Source organism: Nocardioides sp. CER19 (assembly GCF_029846275.1).
Taxonomy (GTDB): domain Bacteria; phylum Actinomycetota; class Actinomycetes; order Propionibacteriales; family Nocardioidaceae; genus Nocardioides.
Genome location: NZ_JARVWS010000001.1, coordinates 49,568 through 71,284, shown reverse-complemented (window position 1 = coordinate 71,284; position 21,717 = coordinate 49,568). Strand labels below are relative to the sequence as shown.

Annotated in this window: 19 protein-coding genes and 1 tRNA gene; 15 read left to right on the top strand and 5 right to left on the bottom strand. The window is 71.8% G+C overall.

Annotation, left to right across the window (positions count from 1 at the left end; translation table 11 throughout):
• Positions 1-24 precede the first annotated feature (24 nt).
• Together QDS12_RS00370 and QDS12_RS00365 are read right to left on the bottom strand one after the other, a co-directional pair.
• Positions 25-486 (bottom strand): MOSC domain-containing protein, encoded by a 462-nt coding sequence (locus QDS12_RS00370; RefSeq protein ID WP_279876222.1) that lies wholly within the window; start codon positions 484-486, stop codon positions 25-27.
• Positions 483-2,822: a DEAD/DEAH box helicase gene (locus QDS12_RS00365; RefSeq protein ID WP_279876221.1), complete on the bottom strand. Its 2,340-nt coding sequence runs from the start codon at positions 2,820-2,822 to the stop codon at positions 483-485. Before QDS12_RS00365 ends, QDS12_RS00370 begins: the two co-directional genes overlap by 4 nt.
• A 191-nt stretch (positions 2,823-3,013) precedes the next feature.
• Here QDS12_RS00365 and QDS12_RS00360 point away from each other — a divergent pair, with 191 nt between their 5' ends.
• From QDS12_RS00360 to QDS12_RS00350, 3 genes are all read left to right on the top strand, one after another.
• Positions 3,014-3,352, top strand: a complete 339-nt coding sequence (locus QDS12_RS00360; protein ID WP_279876220.1) for an anti-sigma factor antagonist — start codon at positions 3,014-3,016, stop codon at positions 3,350-3,352.
• 161 nt (positions 3,353-3,513) lie between these two features.
• Positions 3,514-5,817: a sodium-translocating pyrophosphatase gene (locus QDS12_RS00355; RefSeq protein WP_279876219.1), complete on the top strand. Its 2,304-nt coding sequence runs from the start codon at positions 3,514-3,516 to the stop codon at positions 5,815-5,817.
• A gap of 48 nt (positions 5,818-5,865) precedes the next feature.
• Positions 5,866-7,371 (top strand): methyltransferase, encoded by a 1,506-nt coding sequence (locus QDS12_RS00350; protein WP_279876218.1) that lies wholly within the window; start codon positions 5,866-5,868, stop codon positions 7,369-7,371.
• 6 nt (positions 7,372-7,377) lie between these two features.
• On the opposite strand, the gene QDS12_RS00345 is transcribed toward QDS12_RS00350, so the two are convergent.
• Positions 7,378-8,136, bottom strand: coding sequence for a hypothetical protein (locus QDS12_RS00345; protein ID WP_279876217.1), 759 nt, complete (start codon positions 8,134-8,136; stop codon positions 7,378-7,380).
• Between the two features lie 201 nt (positions 8,137-8,337).
• Here QDS12_RS00345 and topA point away from each other — a divergent pair, with 201 nt between their 5' ends.
• From topA to QDS12_RS00315, 6 genes are all read left to right on the top strand, one after another.
• Positions 8,338-11,022: a type I DNA topoisomerase gene (gene topA, locus QDS12_RS00340; protein ID WP_279876216.1), complete on the top strand. Its 2,685-nt coding sequence runs from the start codon at positions 8,338-8,340 to the stop codon at positions 11,020-11,022.
• Positions 11,019-11,855: an alpha/beta fold hydrolase gene (locus QDS12_RS00335; RefSeq protein WP_279876215.1), complete on the top strand. Its 837-nt coding sequence runs from the start codon at positions 11,019-11,021 to the stop codon at positions 11,853-11,855. Before topA ends, QDS12_RS00335 begins: the two co-directional genes overlap by 4 nt.
• Positions 11,856-12,348: 493 nt before the next feature.
• On the top strand, positions 12,349-12,918 hold the full coding sequence (locus tag QDS12_RS00330; RefSeq protein WP_279876214.1) for a hypothetical protein: 570 nt from the start codon (positions 12,349-12,351) through the stop codon (positions 12,916-12,918).
• Positions 12,919-12,927: 9 nt separating this feature from the next.
• Positions 12,928-13,566, top strand: coding sequence for a dTMP kinase (gene tmk / locus QDS12_RS00325; protein WP_279876213.1), 639 nt, complete (start codon positions 12,928-12,930; stop codon positions 13,564-13,566).
• Complete coding sequence (locus QDS12_RS00320; RefSeq protein ID WP_279876212.1) at positions 13,563-14,711, top strand: DNA polymerase III subunit delta'; 1,149 nt, start codon at positions 13,563-13,565, stop codon at positions 14,709-14,711. Before tmk ends, QDS12_RS00320 begins: the two co-directional genes overlap by 4 nt.
• The gene (locus QDS12_RS00315) at positions 14,708-16,258 is read left to right on the top strand and encodes an alpha/beta fold hydrolase (RefSeq protein WP_279876211.1); all 1,551 of its coding nucleotides are present in this window, start codon (positions 14,708-14,710) and stop codon (positions 16,256-16,258) included. The genes QDS12_RS00320 and QDS12_RS00315 overlap by 4 nt, the downstream gene beginning before the upstream one ends.
• A gap of 6 nt (positions 16,259-16,264) precedes the next feature.
• On the opposite strand, the gene QDS12_RS00310 is transcribed toward QDS12_RS00315, so the two are convergent.
• On the bottom strand, positions 16,265-17,185 hold the full coding sequence (locus tag QDS12_RS00310) for a LysR family transcriptional regulator (RefSeq protein ID WP_279876210.1): 921 nt from the start codon (positions 17,183-17,185) through the stop codon (positions 16,265-16,267).
• Positions 17,186-17,255: 70 nt separating this feature from the next.
• Between QDS12_RS00310 and QDS12_RS00305 the strand changes: the two genes are divergently transcribed.
• The 3 genes from QDS12_RS00305 to QDS12_RS00295 all read left to right on the top strand — a co-directional run bounded on the left by QDS12_RS00305 (position 17,256) and on the right by QDS12_RS00295 (position 18,495).
• Positions 17,256-17,438 (top strand): hypothetical protein, encoded by a 183-nt coding sequence (locus QDS12_RS00305; RefSeq protein WP_279876209.1) that lies wholly within the window; start codon positions 17,256-17,258, stop codon positions 17,436-17,438.
• A 175-nt stretch (positions 17,439-17,613) separates the two neighbouring features.
• Positions 17,614-17,686 (top strand) — tRNA-Thr (locus tag QDS12_RS00300).
• Between the two features lie 110 nt (positions 17,687-17,796).
• A complete protein-coding gene (locus QDS12_RS00295) occupies positions 17,797-18,495 on the top strand; it encodes a hypothetical protein (RefSeq protein ID WP_279876208.1) in 699 nt (232 codons plus the stop codon).
• A gap of 3 nt (positions 18,496-18,498) precedes the next feature.
• On the opposite strand, the gene QDS12_RS00290 is transcribed toward QDS12_RS00295, so the two are convergent.
• Positions 18,499-19,314, bottom strand: coding sequence for an IclR family transcriptional regulator (locus QDS12_RS00290; protein ID WP_279876207.1), 816 nt, complete (start codon positions 19,312-19,314; stop codon positions 18,499-18,501).
• A gap of 107 nt (positions 19,315-19,421) precedes the next feature.
• Here QDS12_RS00290 and QDS12_RS00285 point away from each other — a divergent pair, with 107 nt between their 5' ends.
• The 3 genes from QDS12_RS00285 to QDS12_RS00275 are packed head-to-tail and all read left to right on the top strand — an operon-like array spanning position 19,422 to position 21,696.
• Entirely contained in the window at positions 19,422-20,534 is a 1,113-nt protein-coding gene (locus QDS12_RS00285) for an aromatic ring-hydroxylating dioxygenase subunit alpha (RefSeq protein WP_279876206.1), read from the top strand.
• A 5-nt stretch (positions 20,535-20,539) separates the two neighbouring features.
• Positions 20,540-20,746 (top strand): hypothetical protein, encoded by a 207-nt coding sequence (locus QDS12_RS00280; protein WP_279876205.1) that lies wholly within the window; start codon positions 20,540-20,542, stop codon positions 20,744-20,746.
• Entirely contained in the window at positions 20,743-21,696 is a 954-nt protein-coding gene (locus QDS12_RS00275; RefSeq protein ID WP_279876204.1) for a PDR/VanB family oxidoreductase, read from the top strand. Before QDS12_RS00280 ends, QDS12_RS00275 begins: the two co-directional genes overlap by 4 nt.
• Positions 21,697-21,717 lie beyond the last annotated feature (21 nt).

The window sequence follows — 21,717 nt, the reverse complement described above, 5'->3', positions numbered from 1 at the left end:
CCGGCCGGGGGCCGGGACCGGCCGTCAGGGCGTCGGCTCCGACGACTCCTCGTCCGCCTCCTGGACGACGTCGCCGACGCTGATCGTCCCCGACTCGAGGATCCGGAACACGGTGCCGGCCCGCCGGCGCAGGGCGGCGGCGGCACCGGGTCCGATCCCGTCGTCGAGCAGCCGGCACGGTGCGGCGACCCGCACCACCTCGAGGAGCACGGGCCCGACCCGCAGCCGCTCGCCCGGCCTCGTCGGCACCGGGCCGTGGTCCACCGTGATGTTGCGGCGGGTCGCGCCGGACGGCACGGCTGAACCGAGCTCGGCGGCCGCCAGGTCGAGCTCGTCTCGTGCCTGCACGCTGACGTGACGGTGCTTGGCGCCGTGGTAGCGGTCGCCGACGAGCCCGCGACCGGCCTCGGCCTCGACGGACGGCACCGAGCGAGTGGGCAGCCGCCGCCCGGGCGCGAGGTGGATCTCGAGGACGCGAGCGGTCATCGGTCCCCGCGAGCGGGGACGCCGGTGAGCAGCGCTCGCAGCAGTCGGGCGGCGCCGGCCTTGTCGAGGGGGTTGTTCTGGTTGCCGCACTTGGGGGACTGCACGCAGGACGGACAGCCGTCGTCGCACTCGCAGGCCTCGATGGTCTCGAGCGTCGCCGAGAGCCACCCGTTGGCCGCCTGGAACCCCCGCTCGGCGAAGCCGGCGCCGCCGGGGTGCCCGTCGTAGACGAAGACGGTGAGGACGCCGGTGTCCGGGTGGACGGCTGTCGAGACGCCGCCGATGTCCCAGCGGTCGCAGGTTGCGAACAGCGGTAGCAGGCCGATCGAGCAGTGCTCGGCCGCGTGGGCCGAGCCGGGGACGTCCGACTGCTGCAGTCCGGCGTCGGCGACGACGTGATCGGGGACGGTCCACCAGACCGCGCTCGTCCGCAGGGTCCGTTCCGGGAGGTCGAGCGGCTCCTCGCCGATCACTTCGCCGCCGGGCTGACGACGGCGCAGGAACGACACGACCTGGTGGGACACGTCGACGTCGCCGAAGGACAGCCGGCAGTCGCCCCACCACTCGTGCTCGCGCTCGGCGACGATGCTGATGTCGGTCGTCTCGCGCGCCGTGGTGGTGTAGCCGGGATCGGCCCGCTCCATGACGGCGACGCTCTCCTCGAGGTCGAGGGAGCCGACGAGCCAGGTCTCGCCCTGGTGGAGATAGACGGCACCGGTGTGCGCCGTGCCGTGTGCCCGAGCGGCGTCGACGGTCCCGACGACGCGTCCGGTCCCGGCCTCGACGAGCTGGACGGCGCTGCCACCGGCCGATCGGATGTCGACCAAGTCGGCGGCACGGCGCCGGTCCGTCCAGAACCAACCCCGGGGACGCTTCCGCAGGACGCCGGCCTCGGTGAGCGAGTCGACGATGCCCGCCGCGGTCGGACCGAACAGCTCGAAGTCGGAGGAGGTCAGCGGGAGTTCCTGGGCGGCCGCGCACAGGTGCGGCCCGAGGACGTAGGGGTTGCCCGGATCGAAGACGGTCGCCTCGACCGGTCGGCCGAGCAGCGCCTCCGGGTGCGTGACGAGGTAGGTGTCGAGCGGGTCGTCGCGGGCGACGAGGACGCCGAGCGCGTCCTGGGCGCCGCGGCCCGCCCGGCCGACCTGCTGCCACAGCCCGGCTCGGGTGCCGGGATAGCCGGCCATCAGCACCGCGTCCAGTCCACTCACGTCGATGCCGAGCTCGAGCGCGTTGGTCGCCGCGATGCCGAGCAGCTGCCCCGAGCGGAGCGCCCGCTCGAGCTCGCGCCGCTCCTCGGGGAGGTAGCCGCCGCGGTAGGCCGCCACCCGGCCCGGCAGCTCGGGATCGACGTCGGCCAGCAGGCCGGCGGCGGTCAGCGCCACCTGCTCGACCCCGGTCCGCGAGCGCACGAACGCCAGGGTGCGCACCTCCGAGGACACCAGGTCGGCGAGCAGGTCGGCGGTCTCCGACGAGGCCGCGCGGCGTACGGGCGCGCCGTTCTCGCCGGCGTGACTGGTCAGCGGCGGCTGCCAGAGCGCGAGCGAGACCCGGCCTCGTGGCGAGCCGTCGGTCGTCACCGGCACCATGTCGAGCCCGGTGAGCCGGCGCCCGGCCGTCTCCGGCTCGGCGACGGTGGCCGAGGCCAGCACGAACGTCGGCGAGGCGCCGTAGGACGCCGCCACCCGGCGCAGGCGACGCAGCACGTGGGCGACGTGCGCGCCGAACACGCCGCGGTAGTGGTGGCACTCGTCGACGACGACGTAGGCGAGCGAGCCCAGGAAGGACGCCCAGCGGCTGTGCCCGGGCAGCAACGACCGGTGCAGCATGTCCGGGTTGGTCAGCACGTACTCGGCGTAGGCCCGCGTCCACTCCCGCTGCTCCCGCGGGCTGTCGCCGTCGTGGGTCATGACCCGGACGTCGAGCTCGAGGGCCTGGAGACGTGCGAGCTGGTCCTGCGCGAGGGCCTTGGTCGGCGCGAGGTAGAGGACCGTGGCGCCCCGCTGTCCGCGCGGTCCTCGTCCCTCCCGCACGGCGGTGAGCGCGGGCAGCTGGTAGGCGAGCGACTTGCCCGACGCGGTGCCGGTGGCCAGCACGACGTGGGCCCCTGAGTAGGCGGCGTCCGCCGCGACGACCTGGTGGCGCCACGGGCGGTCGACACCGCGGGCCCGGAACGCGTCGACAACCGCAGGATCGGCCCAGCCCGGCCAGTCGACGTCGTCGGCGGGACGCGGCGGCAGGTCCTCGAGGTGCGTGAGACGCCCCTCTCGGCCCGGCACGGCCGAGAGCCGGTGCAGAAGGGTCGGCACGTCGTGGTGCAGGGGAGGCGCCGTCACTGCTCCATCCTCGCAAAGGGCACCGACAACCGACCCCGTCGTTGTTGTCGTCCACCGGTGCTGTGGGACTTCTTTGTACGTGAAGTCGCTTTACGTGGTTACATAGGGTCCGGCTTCGCGGACCGGGACGTCGTGAGTCCCGACGCGCGAGCAGACCGTCCATCACCTTGACCGCCACAGTGGAGTGCTCCGTGGACCTGACCCTGGCGACCCGCGAGGTCGATGGGACGACCATCGTGTCCGTCGGTGGTGAGATCGACGTCTACACGGCGCCCAAGCTCCGCGACAAGATCACCGAGCTGGTCGCCGCTGGTGCGCACCACCTGGTCATCGACCTGGAGGCGGTGGAGTTCCTCGACTCGACGGGCCTCGGCGTCCTCGTCGGCGGACTGAAGAAGGTGCGCGCGCACGACGGGAGCCTGCAGCTCGTCTGCACGCAGGATCGTCTTCTCAAGATCTTCCGCATCACCGGCCTGGCGAAGGTGTTCGCGATCCACGGCTCCGCCGAGGCGGCGATCGCGGCCGGCTGAGCCGCCACCCACCGTCACTTCCACGCACCCGCTCGGACGTCCGAGCGGGTGCTCCCACGTCCTGCGCACTTTCCGCGCAGTCGTTCGCTTCGCCTCCTTCCCCCTGTGGCCCGGGTCACATACCCTGCGGTGGGGAACCGACCCTTTCGCAGGAGGCGTGCATGCCTGAAGTCGAAGTATCCGGAGGCGACCTCGTCCTGGTCGTCATCGTCGCGGTGGTCGCCCTGGCCGCCCTGGGCCTGGGATTCATGTTCCGGCGCCAGGTGCTCGCGGCCGCGAGCGGCACCGAGAAGATGAGGACGATCGCCCAAGCTGTCGAGGAGGGCGCCGCGGCGTACCTCGGCCGCCAGTTCCGAACCCTCGCGGTGTTCGCCGTCGTCGCGTTCGTGGTGCTCTTCGCACTGCCGGCCGACGATGCCGGCGTCCGCATCGGACGTTCGATCTTCTTCCTCCTGGGCGCGGGGTTCAGCGCCACCGTCGGCTATCTCGGCATGTCCCTCGCCGTGCGCGCCAACGTGCGCGTCGCGGCCGCAGCCGAGACCGAGGGCCGCGAGCCGGCCATGACCATCGGCTTCCGCACCGGAGCGACCGTCGGCATGCTCACCGTCGGCCTGGGCCTGCTCGGAGCGAGCATCGTCGTCATCATCTTCCAGGACAAGGCGCCGCACGTCCTCGAGGGCTTCGGCTTCGGCGCCGCGCTGCTCGCGATGTTCATGCGCGTCGGCGGCGGCATCTTCACCAAGGCGGCCGACGTCGGCGCCGACCTGGTCGGCAAGGTGGAGCAGAACATCCCCGAGGACGACCCACGCAATGCCGCGACCATCGCCGACAACGTCGGCGACAACGTCGGCGACTGCGCCGGCATGGCCGCCGACCTCTTCGAGTCGTACGCCGTCACGCTGGTCGCGGCGCTCATCCTCGGCTCGCAGGCGTTCGGCGACAAGGGCCTCGTCTTCCCGCTCATCGTTCCCGCGATCGGTGCGCTGACCGCCGTGGTCGGCGTCGTCCTGTGCCGGCCGCGCGTCGGTGAGAACGGCCTGCGGACCATCAACCGGGCCTTCTACATCTCCGCCGCGATCGGCGCCATCGCGTCGGCGATCGCCGCCTTCATCTACCTGCCCGGCACGTGGGCTGACCTGGCCGGCGCGTCCGGGGTCACGGCCGACGTCAGCCCGCGGGTGCTGGCCGCGGGCGCCGTGGTCATCGGCGTCGTGCTCGCCGCGGCGATCCTCGCGCTCACCGGCTACTTCACCGGTACCGAGCACCGGCCGGTCCAGGACGTCGGGCGCACCAGCCTGACGGGAGCGGCGACTGTGATCCTGAGCGGCCTGTCCGTCGGGTTCGAGTCGGCCGTCTACACCGCGATCGTCATCGGCGCGGCGGTGTTCGGCGCCGCCCTGCTGGCGGGTGGCACCACCGCGCTCGCCCTCTTCGCGGTCTCCCTCGCCGGCTGCGGCCTGCTGACCACCGTCGGGGTCATCGTCGCCATGGACACGTTCGGGCCCGTCTCCGACAACGCCCAGGGCATCGCGGAGATGTCCGGCGAGGTGGGCGAGGACGGCGCGCAGATCCTCACCGAGCTCGACGCCGTCGGCAACACCACCAAGGCGATCACCAAGGGCATCGCCATCGCCACCGCGGTCCTCGCGGCGAGCGCGCTCTTCGCGTCCTACACTCAGAGCGCCTTCGACGCGTTCAAGGACGCGACCGGGAAGTCCCAGAGCGGCATCCTCGACGGCTTCCTGGTCTTCGACGCCAAGCTGCTCGTCGGCGCGCTGCTCGGCGCGAGCGTGGTCTTCCTCTTCTCCGGCCTGGCCATCAACGCGGTCGGCCGGGCGGCCGGGGCGGTGGTCTACGAGGTACGCCGTCAGTTCCGTGAGATCCCCGGGATCATGGAGGGCACCGGCCGGCCGGAGTACGGCCGGGTCGTCGACATCGTCACCCGCGACTCGCTGCGCGAGCTGGCCACGCCGGGCATCCTCGCGATCCTGGCGCCCGTGGCCGTCGGGTTCGGTCTGGGGATAGGGCCGCTCGCCGGGTTCCTCGCCGGGGCGATCGCCTCCGGGACGCTGATGGCCGTGTTCCTCGCCAACTCGGGCGGCGCCTGGGACAACGCCAAGAAGCTCGTCGAGGACGGCCACCACGGCGGCAAGGGCTCGGACGCCCACGCCGCCACCGTCATCGGAGACACCGTCGGCGACCCCTTCAAGGACACCGCCGGCCCGTCGATCAACCCGCTGCTCAAGGTGATGAACCTGGTCAGCCTGCTCATCGTCGCCGCCATCGTGAACCTCAGCTATGGCAAGCACGAGACCGACTGGCTGCGGATCCTGATCGCCGTCGTGGCGGCCCTCGGCATCGTCGTCGCCGTCTACATCTCGAAGCGACGGCCGGTCGCGATCGACAGCGGCGACGGTGAACCCGACACCCTGTCGTCGGCGCCCGTGCGCAGCGGCCTCGGCTGACCCGGCCACGGAAGCGGACGCACGCCCGGGACGGGTAACGTCCCGGGCGTGCGCGACGTCACCGACCTTCCCCACCGGCTCCGCGAGGCACTGACCGCCGCGCGATTCACCTACGACGAGGTCGCCGACGTGCTCGGTCCGCTCGCTCACGCGGCCCTCGGCCGCAACGAGACGACGCCCGGCCTGCGCCGCACGCGGGGCGGCAGCCCCCTGGAGACGCTGGTGCGGCTCTTCCTGCTGCAGACCCCCGTACCCCTGGCCGCCGCCGAGGCCGCGCTACCCGGCCTCGTCGACCGGCTCGCGGTCGAGGGGCTCCTGGAGCAGTCGGTCGGCGAGGTGGCCGCCCGCATGGACGTGCGGCCCTACGACGCCGACGACCAGCACCTCTGGGTCCTCTCCGACCTCACGCCTGGCCTCGACGGCACGCCTCAGCGGGTGGGCTCCGACTACGTGCTGGGCATCAGCCCGGCCTCGACGTCGCTGGCGCAGCTCACCATCCGCGAGCACGCCAGCCGCAGCCTCGACCTCGGCACCGGGTGCGGCGTCCAGGCGCTCCACCTGGCCACTCACTCCGGCCACGTTGTGGCGACCGACGTCAACCAGCGGGCCCTCTGGATCACCGGATTCAATGCCGCCCTCAACGAGGTCGGCCACAAGGTCGAGGTTCGCGAGGGCTCGTTCTTCGACCCGGTGCAGGGCGAGACGTTCGACCTGATCGCGACCAACCCGCCGTTCGTGATCTCCCCGGCGACCGGCGAGCGGCTCGTCTACCGCGACTCCGGCCTCCCGGGCGACCGCGTCGTCGAGGACATCGTCCGTGCCGCGCCCGACCTGCTCGCCCCCGACGGCTGGTGCCAGATCCTCGCCAACTGGGTGATCGCGAAGGATCTGCCGTGGGACGAGCGCCTCGAGTCGTGGCTCACCGACGAGACCGACGCCTTCGTCGTCCAGCGCGAGATCCTCGACCCGGCCGCGTACGTCGAGCTGTGGCTCAAGGACTCCGGCCACCACCCCTCCACCGGCACCGGCGGCGCGGACGACTACCGCCATCGCTACGACACCTGGCTGTCCTGGATGGAGGAGCAGCGCATCGAGGGCATCGGCTTCGGGTGGATCAACCTGCACAAGGTCTCGACAGGCTCGACCGACGTGGTCCACGACGTCGACCCCCGACGCGAGCTCCTCGAGTGGCCCTACGACGTGGAGCAGCCGATCGCCCCCGCGATCGCGTCCTGGGGGAGTGCCGTACGCGCGGAGGTGGGCCTCGACTCGCGACTGGTGCTGCCCGCCGACGTGCAGCAGGAGACGATCGGGTCGCCCGGCGCCGAGGACCCCACCGCCGTCGTCCTCCGCCAGCAGCGCGGCCTTCGGCGTGCGCGCCAGGTCGACACCGTCACCGCTGCGCTGGTCGGCGCCTGCGACGGCGAGCTCACCGTCGGCCAGCTGCTCGACGCCATCAGCGAGCTGCTCGAGCTGGACCCGGCGGCCACCCGGGCGACGTACGAGCCGATCGCCGAGGAGCTGGTCGCCGAGGGCTTCCTCCTCATCGCCTAGGCCCCGTCAGGCGACCACCTCCCGCGCCTCCGCGGCCAGAGCCCGCTCGCGGACCCCCATCAGCTGGCGTCGGACCCCGGAGACGAGCAGGTCGGCGTGGCCGAGCGGCTCGAGGTCGCGCGGCTGGCCGCCGTACCCCCACGGCCGGCTCGGGGTGCTCCACCGAAAGGGGCCACTCAGCGCGTCGCGGACCTGGTGGCCGAGGGTCGAGGCGGGCTGGGTGGCGTTGAGGTAGGGCCTGAGCTGCTTCTCGGTGACGGTGCCGCGTGGGTGCAGCAGGCCGTTGGCGTGGCCGACCGCCCAGATCACGCCGAGCGCCAGCTGCGACGCGCTCCGGGCACCGGTCACGAGCCCCGGCTCGCGCTCGTAGAGGCGCAGCAGGCCACGCCGCAGCGCGACGCCGGCCTCGTCGTCGAAGAACTGGCGGGCGGCGGCGTCGAGCAGGGTGAGGCACGACTCGAGCCGCTGCCGATGCCCGGCGGGGACGCCATCGGGGACCCGGAGGTCGTCGTCGGAGAGCGGCTCGGCGTCGACGGCGAGGACCGCGTCGCGGCCGCCGCACACCGAGTCGAGCCAGCGCAGCGCCTGCGTCCAGTCGGGCTCCGGGCGGGGCTCGGGGAGCCGTCGTGCGAGCGAGACGGCGGAGGCCATGAGGTCGCGGCACTCCGGGCACAGGTGGATCAGGTGGTCCGGGTCGGGCGGGCGCTCGCCGTACCAGCTCGAGACCTCGGGGGTGCGGGTGATGTCGCCGTATTCGTCGTACATGAAGATGACCTCCAGCTCGGGGTGGAAGTCGTCGTCCCACGGCCATCGGACAGCAGGGCACCGACAGTCGCCGGGTCCGGCGTGTGGGAATCCACAGCGAGGGGAATGGACACGACGCGCTACCGTGTTCGGCCGTGAGACCCATCGGTGTCACATCATGTGCCCCGAGCGGGTCGAATGAGCGAGTAGGGAAGTAGGCAGTTGGCGCACAAGTTGGTGATCGTCGAGTCCCCGGCGAAGGCCCGCACGATCGGCGGGTACCTCGGCCAGGGGTACGTCGTCGAGTCCTCCATCGGCCACATCCGCGACCTTCCGCAGAGCGCCGCCGACACCCCGGCCAAGATCAAGGACAAGCCGTGGGGCCGGCTCGCGGTCGACGTCGACAACGGCTTCGAGCCGTTCTACGTCGTGCCGCGCGACAAGAAGAGCCACATCTCCAAGCTCAAGACGCTGCTCAAGGACGCCGACGAGCTCTACCTCGCCACCGATGAGGACCGCGAGGGCGAGGCGATCGCCTGGCACCTGCTCGACGAGCTCAAGCCGAAGAACATCCCGGTCAAGCGGATGGTGTTCCACGAGATCACCAAGTCGGCCATCCAGGCCGCCGCGGAGAACCCGCGCGAGCTCGACATGGACCTCGTCGAGGCGCAGGAGACCCGTCGCATCCTCGACCGCCTCTACGGCTACGAGGTCTCGCCGGTCCTGTGGAAGAAGATCTCCTCCGGCCTCTCCGCCGGCCGCGTGCAGTCGGTCGCGACCCGGCTCGTCGTGGACCGCGAGCAGGAGCGGATGGACTTCAAGGTCGCCTCCTACTGGGACATCGACGGCACGTTCGACGCCGGCAGCAAGGCCGACCAGCGGATGTTCCCGGCGCGACTGTGGACCATCGACGGCTCCCGCGTGGCGTCCGGCAGCAACTTCGGCCCCGACGGCCTGCTGAAGGGCTCGACCGGCGAGAAGAGCGTCGTCCACCTCGACCGCACGCGGGCCGAGGCACTGGTGGCGGCGCTCGCCGAGACGACGTACGACGTCCGCTCGGTCGAGTCGCGGCCCTACCGCCGCAGCCCCTACGCCCCCTTCCGCACGACGACGCTGCAGCAGGAGGCCTCCCGCAAGCTCGGCATGAGCGCCAGCGTGACGATGAGCGTGGCGCAGCGGCTCTACGAGAACGGCTTCATCACCTACATGCGAACCGACAGCATCAGCCTGTCGGACACCGCGATCACCGCCGCCCGTCGTCAGGTCCAGGAGCTCTACGGCGGCGAGTACCTGCCCGACGCGCCGCGGACCTACGCCAGCAAGGTCAAGAACGCCCAGGAGGCGCACGAGGCCATCCGGCCCGCGGGTGACTCCTTCCGGACGCCCGCCCAGACCGGGCTGACAGGCGAGCAGTTCCGCCTCTACGAGCTGATCTGGATGCGGACCGTCGCCTCCCAGATGAAGGACGCCGTCGGCCAATCGGTGACGATCCGGCTCGGTGGCGCCGCGGCGAGCGGCGAGGACGTCGTGTTCTCGGCCAGCGGCCGCGTCATCACGTTCCACGGCTTCCTCAAGGCCTACGTCGAGGGCACCGACTCGGCCGAGCAGAGCAGCGACGACGCCGAGACCCGGCTGCCGAACCTGTCCGAGGGCGACGCGGTCTCGGCCGCGAGCCTGCGGGCGCAGGGCCACGAGACGAAGCCGCCGGCCCGCTACACCGAGGCGACGCTCATCAAGGAGCTCGAGGACCGGGAGATCGGTCGCCCGTCGACGTACGCCTCGATCATCGGGACGATCCTCAACCGCGGCTACGTCTACAAGAAGGGCACCGCGCTGGTGCCGGCGTGGATCGCCTTCTCGGTCGTGCGGCTGCTCAAGGAGCACTTCCCGCGGCAGATCGACTACGACTTCACCGCGCAGATGGAGCGCGCGCTCGACGAGATCGCCGGCGGCCGCAGCACCCGCCAGAACGAGCTCGGCGAGTTCTACTTCGGCTCGGACCGGCACGACGGCCTCAAGGCACTCGTCGAGGGGCTGGGCGAGATCGACGCCAAGGAGCTGGCCACCTACCCGATCGGCGACGACACCGGCATCCAGCTGCGGGTCGGCAAGTACGGCCCCTACCTGGAAGGACCGGGCGACGACGGGACGCCGCTGGCGGTGCGCGCCAACGTCCCGGACGACCTGCCGCCCGACGAGCTCACCGTCGAGAAGGCGAAGGAGCTGCTCGCGAACCCCGCCGGGGAGGAGGTCAGGCTCGGGCGGCACCCGGAGACGGGGCTCGAGGTCGTCGCCAAGAACGGCCGGTTCGGCCCCTACGTCACCGAGCTGCTGCCCGAGGACGCGCCCAAGAACGCCAAGGCGCGCACCGGCTCGCTCTTCAAGTCGATGAGCCTCGACACGATCACGCTCGCCGACGCGGTCAAGCTCCTCACCCTGCCGCGCGTGGTCGGCACCGCCGAGGACGGCGAGGAGATCACGGCCCAGAACGGGCGCTACGGGCCCTACCTCAAGAAGGGCACCGACTCCCGCTCGCTGACCAGCGAGGACCAGCTGCTCGCCATCACGATGGACGAGGCGCTGCGCATCTACGCCCAGCCCAAGCAGCGCGGTCGGGCGGCGGCCGCCGCCCCGCTCAAGGAGCTCGGCAACGACCCCGTGTCGGGCAACCCGGTCGTCATCAAGAACGGCCGCTTCGGCGAGTACGTCACCGACGGCGAGTACAACGCGACCCTGCGCAAGGACGACTCGGTCGACGCGATGACGCTCGAGCGCGCCGCCGAACTGCTGGCGGAGAAACGGGCGAAGGGCCCGGCCAAGAAGACGGCCAAGCGCGGCGCCAAGAAGACGACCGCCAAGAAGACCACGAAGAAGTCGACCGCGAAGAAGACGGCCAAGAAGGCGTGACCGCGACCGAGATCGTCCTCGAGCGCGGCGAGGGCACCCGGTCGGTCCTGACCGTCTGGTCGGCCGCGGAGGCGAGCGCACCCGTCGTCCTCGTCGTGCCGGCGATGGGCATGCCCTCGAGCTACTACCACCGGTTCGGGGAGGCGCTCGCCGCCGCGGGCGTGCACTGCTCGCTCATGGAGCTGCGTGGCCACGAGGCGTCGGGCGGTCGGCTCCCGGGCCGCGACTACGACTTCGGGTACGTCGACATGGTCGACGACGTCGCCGACGCGGTCGCCGCGACGCGCGCCGTCCTCCCGGGCGCACCGGTCGTGCTCCTCGGCCACAGCATGGGTGGACAGGTCGGGTTCATGTACGCCGCCCTCCATCCCGGCGAGCTGGCCGGGATCGTCCTGATGGCCTCCTCGACGCCGCACTGGCGCACGTGGGCGCCCTGGATCCTCCCGCTCAGCCTGGGGTTCGTCGGCGCCAGCAAGGTGCTCGGTCACTTCCCCGGCCAGCGCGTGAAGTTCGCCGGGCGCGAGTCGCGTGGCGTCATCCGCGACTGGGCCCACCTGGCCCGGACCGGCCGCTTCGTCGCCGGCGAGGAAGGGCTTTCCGGCGTCGACCTCCCGGTGCTCGCCGTCTCCGTCGAGGGCGACTGGCTCGGTCCCCGGGCGGCCGTCGACGCGCTGGTGGCCAAGCTCCCGGTGGCCACGGTCGACCGCGAGCACGTGGACGCCGAGGGCATCGACCACTTCAAGTGGGCGAGGCGGCCCGAGGTCGTCGTACCCCGGATCGTGGCGTGGGCCGCGAGCAGCGTCCGGGCGGCCGCGTCGGACGCCTCTCGCTGACGCGGCGGCGCGGGGACAGCGAGGTCCCGCCACCGAGCGGTGACCCATCAACTGTCGGGGCACTGTCGACGGTTGACCACTGACCGCTGTTGGAGGCGTGCTCCACCGAGCGGTGAGCCATCAACGGTCGGGGCACCGCCGACGGTTGACCACTCACCGCCGCGGGCCGTCCCGCATCCCAGCGGTGAGCCATGAACCCAGGCCCATCGCGAAACGGTTGACCACTCACCGCTGTTCGAGGCGTGGTCCACCGAGCGGTGAGCCATCAACGGTCGGGGCACCGTCGACGGTTGACCACTCACCGCCGCGGGCCGTCCCGCATCCCAGCGGTGAGCCATGAACCCAAGCCCATCGCGAAACGGTTGACCACTCACCGCCCCTCGCCGGTGACCGCGCGGCACCGCCCATGGGAGCGCTCCCAGGGTCCTCCCTGGTGACGGACCGGGGGAGTCACCGATGGCGGCGCGGTCGTCGGATCACGAGGGTGAGAGACATGACCTTCTCCTCCTTCCTCAGCCGCCGCACCGTCGCCCTGGCGGCCCCGCTGCTGATGGCCGCCTACGGCGTCCTCCGATTCCTCGACGGGCTCGACGGCGGCCACGGCCCCGGCGTGTTCTGGAACCTCGGCCACGGCGCTCTGCTCCTGGCCGTGCTCGGCCTCGGTGTGCTCGGGGTGCACCTGGCGAGCTCGGCGTCCCGTCGGTCCCCCACGCCCGTCGCGGGCGTCGCCCTGGTCGCAACCCTGGTCGGGGTCGCGCTGTTCAGCTGGGTGACGCTCACCGACCTGAGCGAGCGCCTCGACGACGCCTGGGACATGCCCGACGTACTGATGGCGGTCGGACCGCTGTCCTTCGCCCTCGGCCTCGTCACCCTGCTGGCCCTGCACGTCGGCCGCGGCGTGCCGGCGTGGTCGCCGGCGGCGTTCCTGCTGGCCAACGTCGCGATCGGCGTCGACCTCGACCTGCTGCTGCCGGCGGCGCTCGTGATGCTCGCCGCGGTGTCCCCGCTGGCCCGTCGTCCGCTCGCGCGGGGCGGAATCGCCAACGTCGGCGGCGTCTCGTAGGTTCACCGTGTGACCAGGTACACCGAGCGCGGCGTCTTCGTCTGCTTCGAGGGCGGTGAGGGGTCGGGCAAGTCGACCCAGTCCCAGCTGCTGCGCGACGCGCTGGCGGCCGAGGGCTACGCCGTGCTGCTCACGTTCGAGCCGGGCGACACCCAGGTCGGGCGCGAGGTGCGCCGCATCGTGCTCAGCCCGGAGACCGGCGAGCTCGCCGACAAGACCGAGGTGCTCCTCTACGCCGCTGACAAGGCCGAGCACGTCGAGACGATGGTGCTCCCGGCCCTCGACCGCGGTGAGGTGGTCATCACCGACCGCTACGTCGACTCCGCCCTCGCCTACCAGGGCGCCGGTCGCTCCCTGGCGGTCGAGGAGGTCGAGCAGGTCACCCGGTGGGCCACCGGGGACCTGCGGCCGCACCTGACCGTCGTGCTCGACCTGGAGCCGTCCGCGGGACTCGGCCGCTTCGAGGAGCGCGACCGGATCGAGGGCGAGTCCCTCGAGTTCCACGAGCGGGTCCGGGAGGCGTTCGTCGCGATGGCGAAGGCCGATCCCGACCACTACCTCGTGCTCGACGCCCGTGCCCCCGTCCAGGACATCCACGGCGCGATCCGCGCCCGGCTGGAGCCGTTGCTCGCGCAGGCGGTGCGATGACCGTCTGGGACGCCCTGGTCGGGCAGCGCCGACCGATCGAGGTCCTGCGTGCCGCCGTGGGCGGTCGGGGGATGACCCACGCGTGGCTGTTCACCGGTCCGCCCGGGTCGGGCCGGTCCAACGCCGCCGTCGCGTTCGCCGCGGCGCTGCAGTGCCCGCAGGGCGGCTGCGGGGTGTGCCACGAGTGCCACACGGTCCTGGCCGGCAGCCACGCCGACGTGAACGTCGTACGCACCGAGAAGCTGTCCATCGGCGTCGACGAGGTGCGCGACCTGGTCCGCCGCTCCGCGCTGGCTCCGGTCGGGCGGCGCTGGCAGATCATGATCGTCGAGGATGCCGACCGGCTCACCGAGCAGGCCAACAACGCGCTGCTCAAGGCCATCGAGGAGCCGAGCTCCCACACGGTCTGGATGCTGTGCGCGCCGACGGTCGAGGACCTGCTGCCGACCATCCGCTCGCGCTGCCGCCTCGTCACGCTGTCGACGCCGACGACCGAGGAGGTCGCCGGCTTCCTGCGCACCGCCGACGGGGTGGACGACGCCCTGGCGACGTATGCCGCCCGCGCCAGCCAGGGCCACATCGGCCGCGCGCGGGCGCTGGCGCGCGACCAGGCGACCCGCAACCGGCGCCACGAGATCGTGTCGATCCCCACCCGACTGACCAGCCTCGGGTCATGCCTGCGCGCCGCCGAGAACATGGTCGAGGTCGCCAAGGCCGAGGCCGAGGCGATCACCACCGAGCTCGACGCCCGCGAGAAGGCCGACCTCGACGCGTCCTACGGCGTGGTCGAGCGCGGCCGTCGCCCGCGTGAGTACGGCCCCGCCCTCCGGCGCCTCGAGGAGTCACAGAAGACCCGGGCGAAGCGCCGCGTCCTCGACGTTGTGGACCGTGGTTTGATGGATCTGGTCAGCGTCTATCGCGACGCGATCGCGCTGGCGACCGGGGCGCCCGGCGCCCTCGTCAACGAGGAGATCCGTGCGGAGGTCGAGGAGCTCGCGCGCAACGCCACGCCGGAGCTCAACCTGCAGCGGATCGCTGCGGTCTTCGAAGCCAGGGAGCAGATGCTCGAGTTCAACGTCCAGCCGGCGCTCGCCCTGGAGTCCATGATGATCGCGCTGCGCGGCGCCGACGAGATGGTTCGATGAGCCGGATCGTCGCGATCGTGGTCGTTGCCGCGCTCGTCCTCGGGGGCGGCGGGCTGGTCGCGCTCACCCTGCTCCGCTCCGTCGAGGACTCGTCGTCCTCGACCCCACCGTCACCGCCGCCCACGTCGGTCCAGCCGGGCGCGCAGGACGCGCCCGACCCCGCGCTCCAGCGGTTCTACGGCCAGAAGCTGGACTGGGAGCGGTGCCGCAGCCGGTTCTGGTGCGCCGAGCTCGAGGTGCCGCTGGACTACGCCGACCCGGGCGGCACGACCATCCGGCTGGCGCTGCTGACCGCGCCGGCCAGCGGGAAGCGGATCGGCGCCATGGTCGTCAACCCCGGCGGGCCGGGAGCGCCGGGCACCGACTACGCGGCCGCCAGCGCGCGCGCCTTCCGCGCGCCGCTGCGGGAGCACTACGACATCGTGGGCTTCGACCCCCGGGGCACCGGCGCCAGCAGCCCGGTCGACTGCTTGAGCGACGGCGCGCTGACGAAGTACCTCGCCGCCGACCCGGACCCCGACGACCCCAGCGAGGAGTCGGCCTTCTTCACGTCGGCCCGCGCGATGGGCGCCGGCTGCGCCAAGCGGTCTGGCCCGGTCGCCGCGCACGTGTCGACCGTCGAGGCGGCGCGCGACATGGACGTCCTCCGCGCGGCCTTGGGCGAGTCCGAGCTGACCTACTTCGGTGCGTCCTACGGCACCAAGCTCGGGGCGACGTACGCCGATCTCTACCCGTCCCGCGTCGGGCGCTTCGTGCTCGACGGTGCCGTCGACCCGGCCCTCCCGACGCGTGAGCTCAACCTCCAGCAGGCGCAGGGCTTCGAGACAGCGCTGCGGGCCTACGTCGGCAACTGCACGAAGACGTCCGGATGCTTCCTCGGTGACACGGTCGACGAGGATGTCGCCAAGATCAGCTCCTTCCTCGAGGGTCTCGACCAGCACCCGCTGCCGACCAAGGACGGCCGGGAGGTCACCGAGGGCGACGCGTTCCTCGGGCTCGCGTTACCGCTGTACTCCCGCGACTACTGGCTGGTGCTGAGCACCGCGCTCAAGTCGGCGATGTCCGGGGACGGCAGCACCCTGATGATGCTCGCCGACGCCTACGTCGGCCGGACCGGCACGGCGTACGACAACAACTCGATGGAGGCGATCTACGCCATCAACTGCCTCGACGACCCGTGGGCGCGCCACACGCCGGCCGAGGTGAAGGCCGACGTCCCGGCGTTCGAGAAGGCGTCACCGACGTTCGGGCGCGTGTTCGCGTGGATGGGCGGCACCTGCGCCGGGCTGCAGGAGCCGACCACGTCGAAGCCGCGCGCGGTGCATGCTGCCGGCGCCGCGCCGATCGTGGTCACCGGCACGACCCGGGACCCCGCGACGCCGCTGCAGTGGGCGAAGAACCTCGCCTCCGAGCTCGACTCGGGGGTGCTGGTCACCCGCGACGGCGACGGGCACACGGCCTACAACTCGGGCAACAAGTGCGTGGACTCCGCACTCGAGGACTACCTGCTCGACGGGAAGGTCCCGAAGAACGGGCTCGCCTGCTGAGGCGACTCACCCGAGCGGCTCGGCGATCGCCTGCATCCGCGCGGTGGCGAGCTCGATCATCAGCCGCGCGGCCGGCGAGAGGGTGGCATCGGCGCGGTGCACGATCGCGAAGGTGTCCCAGTGCCTCGGGCGCAGCGACACCCAGCCGGCGTTCGGCGCCAGCCGCGGCAGCAGCTGCTCGGCGGCACCGCGGGGGATGACCGAGTCGGCCAGCCCCATGCCGACGATCTCCACCGCCGTCTCGATGTCCTCGACCTCGATCCGGCTCGCCGGGTTGCGGCCGGTCTCGTGCAGCATCTGGCGCAGGATGATCCGGATCGAGTCGACCTGCCGCCAGGTGGTCTCGGGCATCACGAGCGACGCCAGCGAGAGGCGGTGCGCGGTGACCGGCGAGGACAGGTGGGCCGGGTCGGCGCTGATGTAGACGAGCTCGTCCCGCGCCACCGGCGTCACCGTCATGCCCTCGCTCTCGAGGCCGGCGACCGCGATCATCGCGGCCTCGAGACGGCCGCGGCGCAGCTCCTCATGGACCTCGGTGGAGTTCTGCCCGATGAGCTCGACACGCACGCCCGGGTAGCGCTCGAGTACGTCGGCCACCAGCTGCGCCCCGGTGTAGAGCCGCGCCGCCCCGAACATCCCGAACCGGATCGTCCCGGTCTCGAACTGCTTGACGCTCTGCACGGCTTTGCGGGCGTCCTCCGCCGCCGCCAGCGTCCGCTCCGCGTGCGGCCGCAGCTCGTCGGCGACGGTGGTCGGCACCACGCCCCGGCCGACCCGTCGGAAGAGCTGGACGCCGAGCGTCTTCTCCAGGCCGCGGATCTGCTCGGAGATCGACGGCTGGGCATAGCCCAGCTCCTCGGCGGCGGCGGTGAGGGAGCCCAGCTCGTAGGTGGTGAGGAAGCAGCGCAGCTGATGCAGCGAAAGCATAGGTGCAACCTATGGCATCTCTCGGAAAGAGAGGCTACCTCTATGAGTAGTGCGGACTCAGAATGGAGCCATGTTCGCGCACCACTGCTCCGCCTGCGAGGAGACGTACCTCATCTTCGAGAGCCAGCTCACGTCGCTGGACAACACCGCGAACGGCATCGAGCTCCGCTTCACCTGCTGGTGCGGCGCGGAGCAGACCACTGTTTCCGGTCGGCTCGCCGACCGCCGTACTGCCGACGTCGTCGCCGCCTGACCCTCCCGGTCGGGCCTTCACGGGCCCGGACGGTTGGCGGACGACGTACCGTCGTCAGCCCGGGTGTGCCTCTCCTTGGACGCACTCGTGCTCCCGACGGCCCCGCCGGTTTCGTCGCCTGGCGGGGTCGTCGGTATGCTTCCCCGCGTTACCCCGCTCGACGAGCGGTCAACACGCCGCCTTAGCTCAGTCGGTAGAGCAACTCACTCGTAATGAGTAGGTCGTCAGTTCGATTCTGACAGGCGGCTCCGGCGCGAGAGCCCCCGGACCTGGGTGACAGGTCCAGGGGCTCTCGTCGTGTCCGGGCCGGTCGCGCGTACTCCCCGTCCGGGATGGGTACGGCGATTACCAACCCGTCATGCGATATCCACCAGCCCAGGTTCCGACCGTCATCCAGCTTGGCCGTGCACCGGCCATGCTCCAGCGCGGCGCCGTGTTGCTGGGCGAGGCGGTCGTCATCCCCGGCGTGCTCCTGTACGCCTTCGCAGCGGCCGGCCACGCCATGGCCGGTCTGCTCGTCGTCCTGGGTTGGCGCAGCGCCTGCATCCTGGGCCGCATCGCCGGCCATCGGCGGGTGCCGACGACGTGTTGGTTCGCCTTCGCGCTCTTCCTCGCCCGCGCCTGCGGCGGGCTCGCCGCCGGGTCGGTGAGCCTCTATCTCCTGATCCCCGTGGTGCTCTGCGCGCTCCAGGGTCTCTTCTTCGTCGGGTCGGCCCTCGCCGAGCGCCCCGTCATGATGCGGCTCGCGGCCGACTACACCGCCGACCTCCCCGACTCGCCCACGCTCCGACGCCTCTTCGCCCAGCTCTCCGGCACCTGGGGCGTCGTCCACCTGGTCTGCGCGGCCCTCGGCGCCTGGGCGATCACCCTGCCGACCCCTTCGGACGTCGCCGTCACGAGCGCTCTCGCGATCGGCTGCACCGTCGCGTCGGTCGGCGGATGCATCGCGTGGGGCCTGTGGCGGATGGCGCGGATCCCGGGCGTGCGGCTCGTCTTCGCCGACCGACCCGCACCGCGCGAGGTGGTCGCGCCGGAGCGAGTCCCCGCTGCGGCGTAGGCGTCACACGTCGCCGAGTCGTCCGGACCGGCGACGTACGTCGTGCGGCTGCCGCCGCGCCGACGGCGAGCCGAGGAGCCGGGAGATGGTCCGGCTGGCCGCCCGGACGGCCGGGGTCACGGCCTGCGGCGTGATGGGGCCGTCGGCGTCGAACACGACCGAGAGGGCGGCGACCACGGTGTCGTCCGCGCCCCTGATCGGGCAGGCGACGGAGATCGCGTCGAGGGTGACCTGGCGGTCGCTGACAGCCACGTCGGTTCGCCTGACCTCGGCCATGATCGTCCGCAGCTGTGCCGGGTCGGTCACGGTGCGTGGCGTCCAGTGCCGGAGGGCGCCGCTGAGCGCCTCCTCCTGGACGCCGAGCGGCGCGTGGGCCAGCAGCACCAGCCCGACTCCAGTGGCGTGCAGGGCGAAGCGCCCGCCGACACGGGTGAGCACCCTGACCGCGTTGCGGCCGGCCAGACGCTCCAGGTAGACGACGTCGAGGTGGTCGCGGACGGCCAGCTGGACGTTCTCGTGGGTCGCCTCGTAGAGGTCCTCCATGATCGGGAGGGCGACCTCCCGCAGCGGCAGCCCCCGCGGCGCCAGCGACGCGATCTCCCAGAGCCGGAGCCCGAGCTCATAGCGGCCGTCGGCGGCTCGCTCGAGCGCTCCCCAGGACGCCAGGTCCGTGACGATGCGATGCACCGTGGTGAGGGGCAGCCCGGAGCGCCTGCTGACGTCGGACAGCGCCAAGCGGGGGTGCGAGCTCGAGAACGCCGACAACACCTCGAGCGTCTTCGTGGTGAGCGAGGGCACGGCGCTCGTCGGGTCGGTCACGGCCTCAGTATCTCTTCCGGTGACCGGAAAGCGTGTGCCCGTCGTCACGCCCCGACCCGCACAGTCGTCCGTGACGTCAGTCACCCTCGAGAGTTCAGGAGTCCGAGATGCCGAGCTGGCCGCTCAACCAGTGGTACGTCGCGGCGTACAGCCAGGAGGTCGGCGACGACCTGCTGGGTCGCACCATCTGCGACGAGCCACTGGTCATGTACCGCACGAGCGACGGAGAGGTCGTGGCGCTCGCCGACCGGTGCGTCCACCGCCGCTTCCCCCTGTCGATGAGCAACCGCGTCGACGACATGATCGTCTGCGGCTATCACGGGTTCACCTACGACAAGGGCGGCCAGTGTGTCGCGGCGCCGGCGCAGAAGCGGATCCCGCGCACCGCCCGGGTGCCCTCGTTCGTCGTTCACGAGCTCGACGGGTTCGTGTGGGTGTGGATCGGCGACGCCGACCGTGCCGACACCGCGCTGATCCCGCGGGCCCCGTGGCTCGACGACCCGCGGTACACGACGGTGCGGGGCATGGAGCCGCTCAAGGCCCGCTACGGGCTGCTCGTCGACAACCTGCTCGACCTCTCGCACGAGACCTACCTGCACGGCGGCTACATCGGCACCCCGGAGGTCGCCGAGACGCCGATCACCACCGAGGTCGACGAGGAGGCGAACGTCGTCTACGTGAGCCGGCACATGGCCGACGCCGAGTGCCCGTCGCTCTACTCGAAGTCGACCGGCATCGAGGGCCGGATCACGCGGTGGCAGGACATCGAGTACCACCCGCCGTGCCTCTACCTGCTCCACAGCCGGATCGCGCCCGTCGGCGTCCTGCCGCCGGCGGACGGGCCCGACGACCAGGCCTTCCACGTCGAGGTCGCCTACGCGATCACGCCGGAGACCGAGCACTCGACCCACGACTTCTGGATGGTCGCGCGCGACTTCGCCCTCGACGACCAGGAGATCAGCACGTTCCTGGCGGAGAACAACCGGACCGTCGTCCTCCAGGACGTCACGGCGCTCGACGTGCTCGAGGTGGTCGTCGAGGGGGAGAAGGACAGCTACCAGGAGCTGTCGATCAACATCGACACCGGCGGCCTGGCCGCTCGGCGGCTGCTGAAGAAGCTGGTCGACGAGGGCAACGCGCCGGCACCGCAGACCACGGCGACCACGGACGCTCCGGCCGTCCCCGCTCCGACGTCCGGTGACCCGGTCCCCACGGCGTGATCCCGGTGACCGAACCGCTACGGGCCGAGCTTCCTGCCCCGACCCAGATGCTCGGCGGCACGAGCGTCTACCGGATCGTCTGGAAGCTCAACACCGACGTGCTGATCGGCTACTGCTGGTGCGGCGAGTCCCACGAGGACATCGACCCGATCGCCATGTGGGAGTGGCTGCTCGCGCATCCCGACACCCACCCGACCGGAGGTGCCCGATGACGGTGACCGAGGCCGTGCTGGAGCTCGTGGTCGCTCATCTCGACGAGCCGGCGAGCGGCGTACGCCTGGTCGAGCTCGTCTCGCCGACGGGCGCCGACCTACCCGAGTGGCAGCCGGGCGCGCACATCGACCTGTGCCTGACCGACGACCTCGTCCGGCAGTACTCGCTCTGCGGCGACCCGTCCCGGCGCGACCGCTGGACGGTCGCGGTGCTGCGGGAGCCGGAGGGTCGCGGCGGCTCGTCGTACGTGCACGACAAGCTGGCCCTGGGCGACCGGATCACCGTCCGCGGTCCGCGGAACAGCTTCGAGCTCGCCCCGGCCCCTCGCTACGTCTTCATCGCCGGCGGCATCGGCATCACCCCGCTGGTCCCGATGATCGCCGCCGCGGAGGCTGCGGGAGCCGACTGGTCGCTGGACTACGGCGGACGGAGTCGGGCGTCGATGGCGTTCGCCGGAAACCTGTCCGCCCGCCACGGAGACCGGGTACGGCTGCACCCCCAGGACGAGACCGGGCTCATCGACCTGCCTGCCGTCCTGGCCAGGGCGACGCCCGGGGCCGTGGTCTACTGCTGCGGACCCGAGCCGCTGCTCGACGCCGTCGACGCGGTGTGCCGGCAGCACGGTCACGAGCTCCGCGTCGAGAGGTTCTCGCCGATCACCGTCGAGCGGGACCAGCCCGACGCGTCGTTCGAGGTCGAGCTCGCCGAGTCGGGGATGACGCTGCGGGTGCCCGCCGACCAGTCGGTCCTCTCAGTCCTCGAGGCGGCGGGCATCGGCATCCTGTCCTCGTGCCGCGAGGGCACGTGCGGGACGTGCGAGACCGGGGTCCTCGAGGGAGAGGTCGACCACCGCGACTCGCTCCTGACCGACGCCGAGCGCGCGGCCAACGACGTGATGTTCGTGTGCGTCTCGCGGGCGTCGTGCCCGAAGCTGGTCCTGGAGCTCTGACCTTGTCGATTCCCGGGCGTT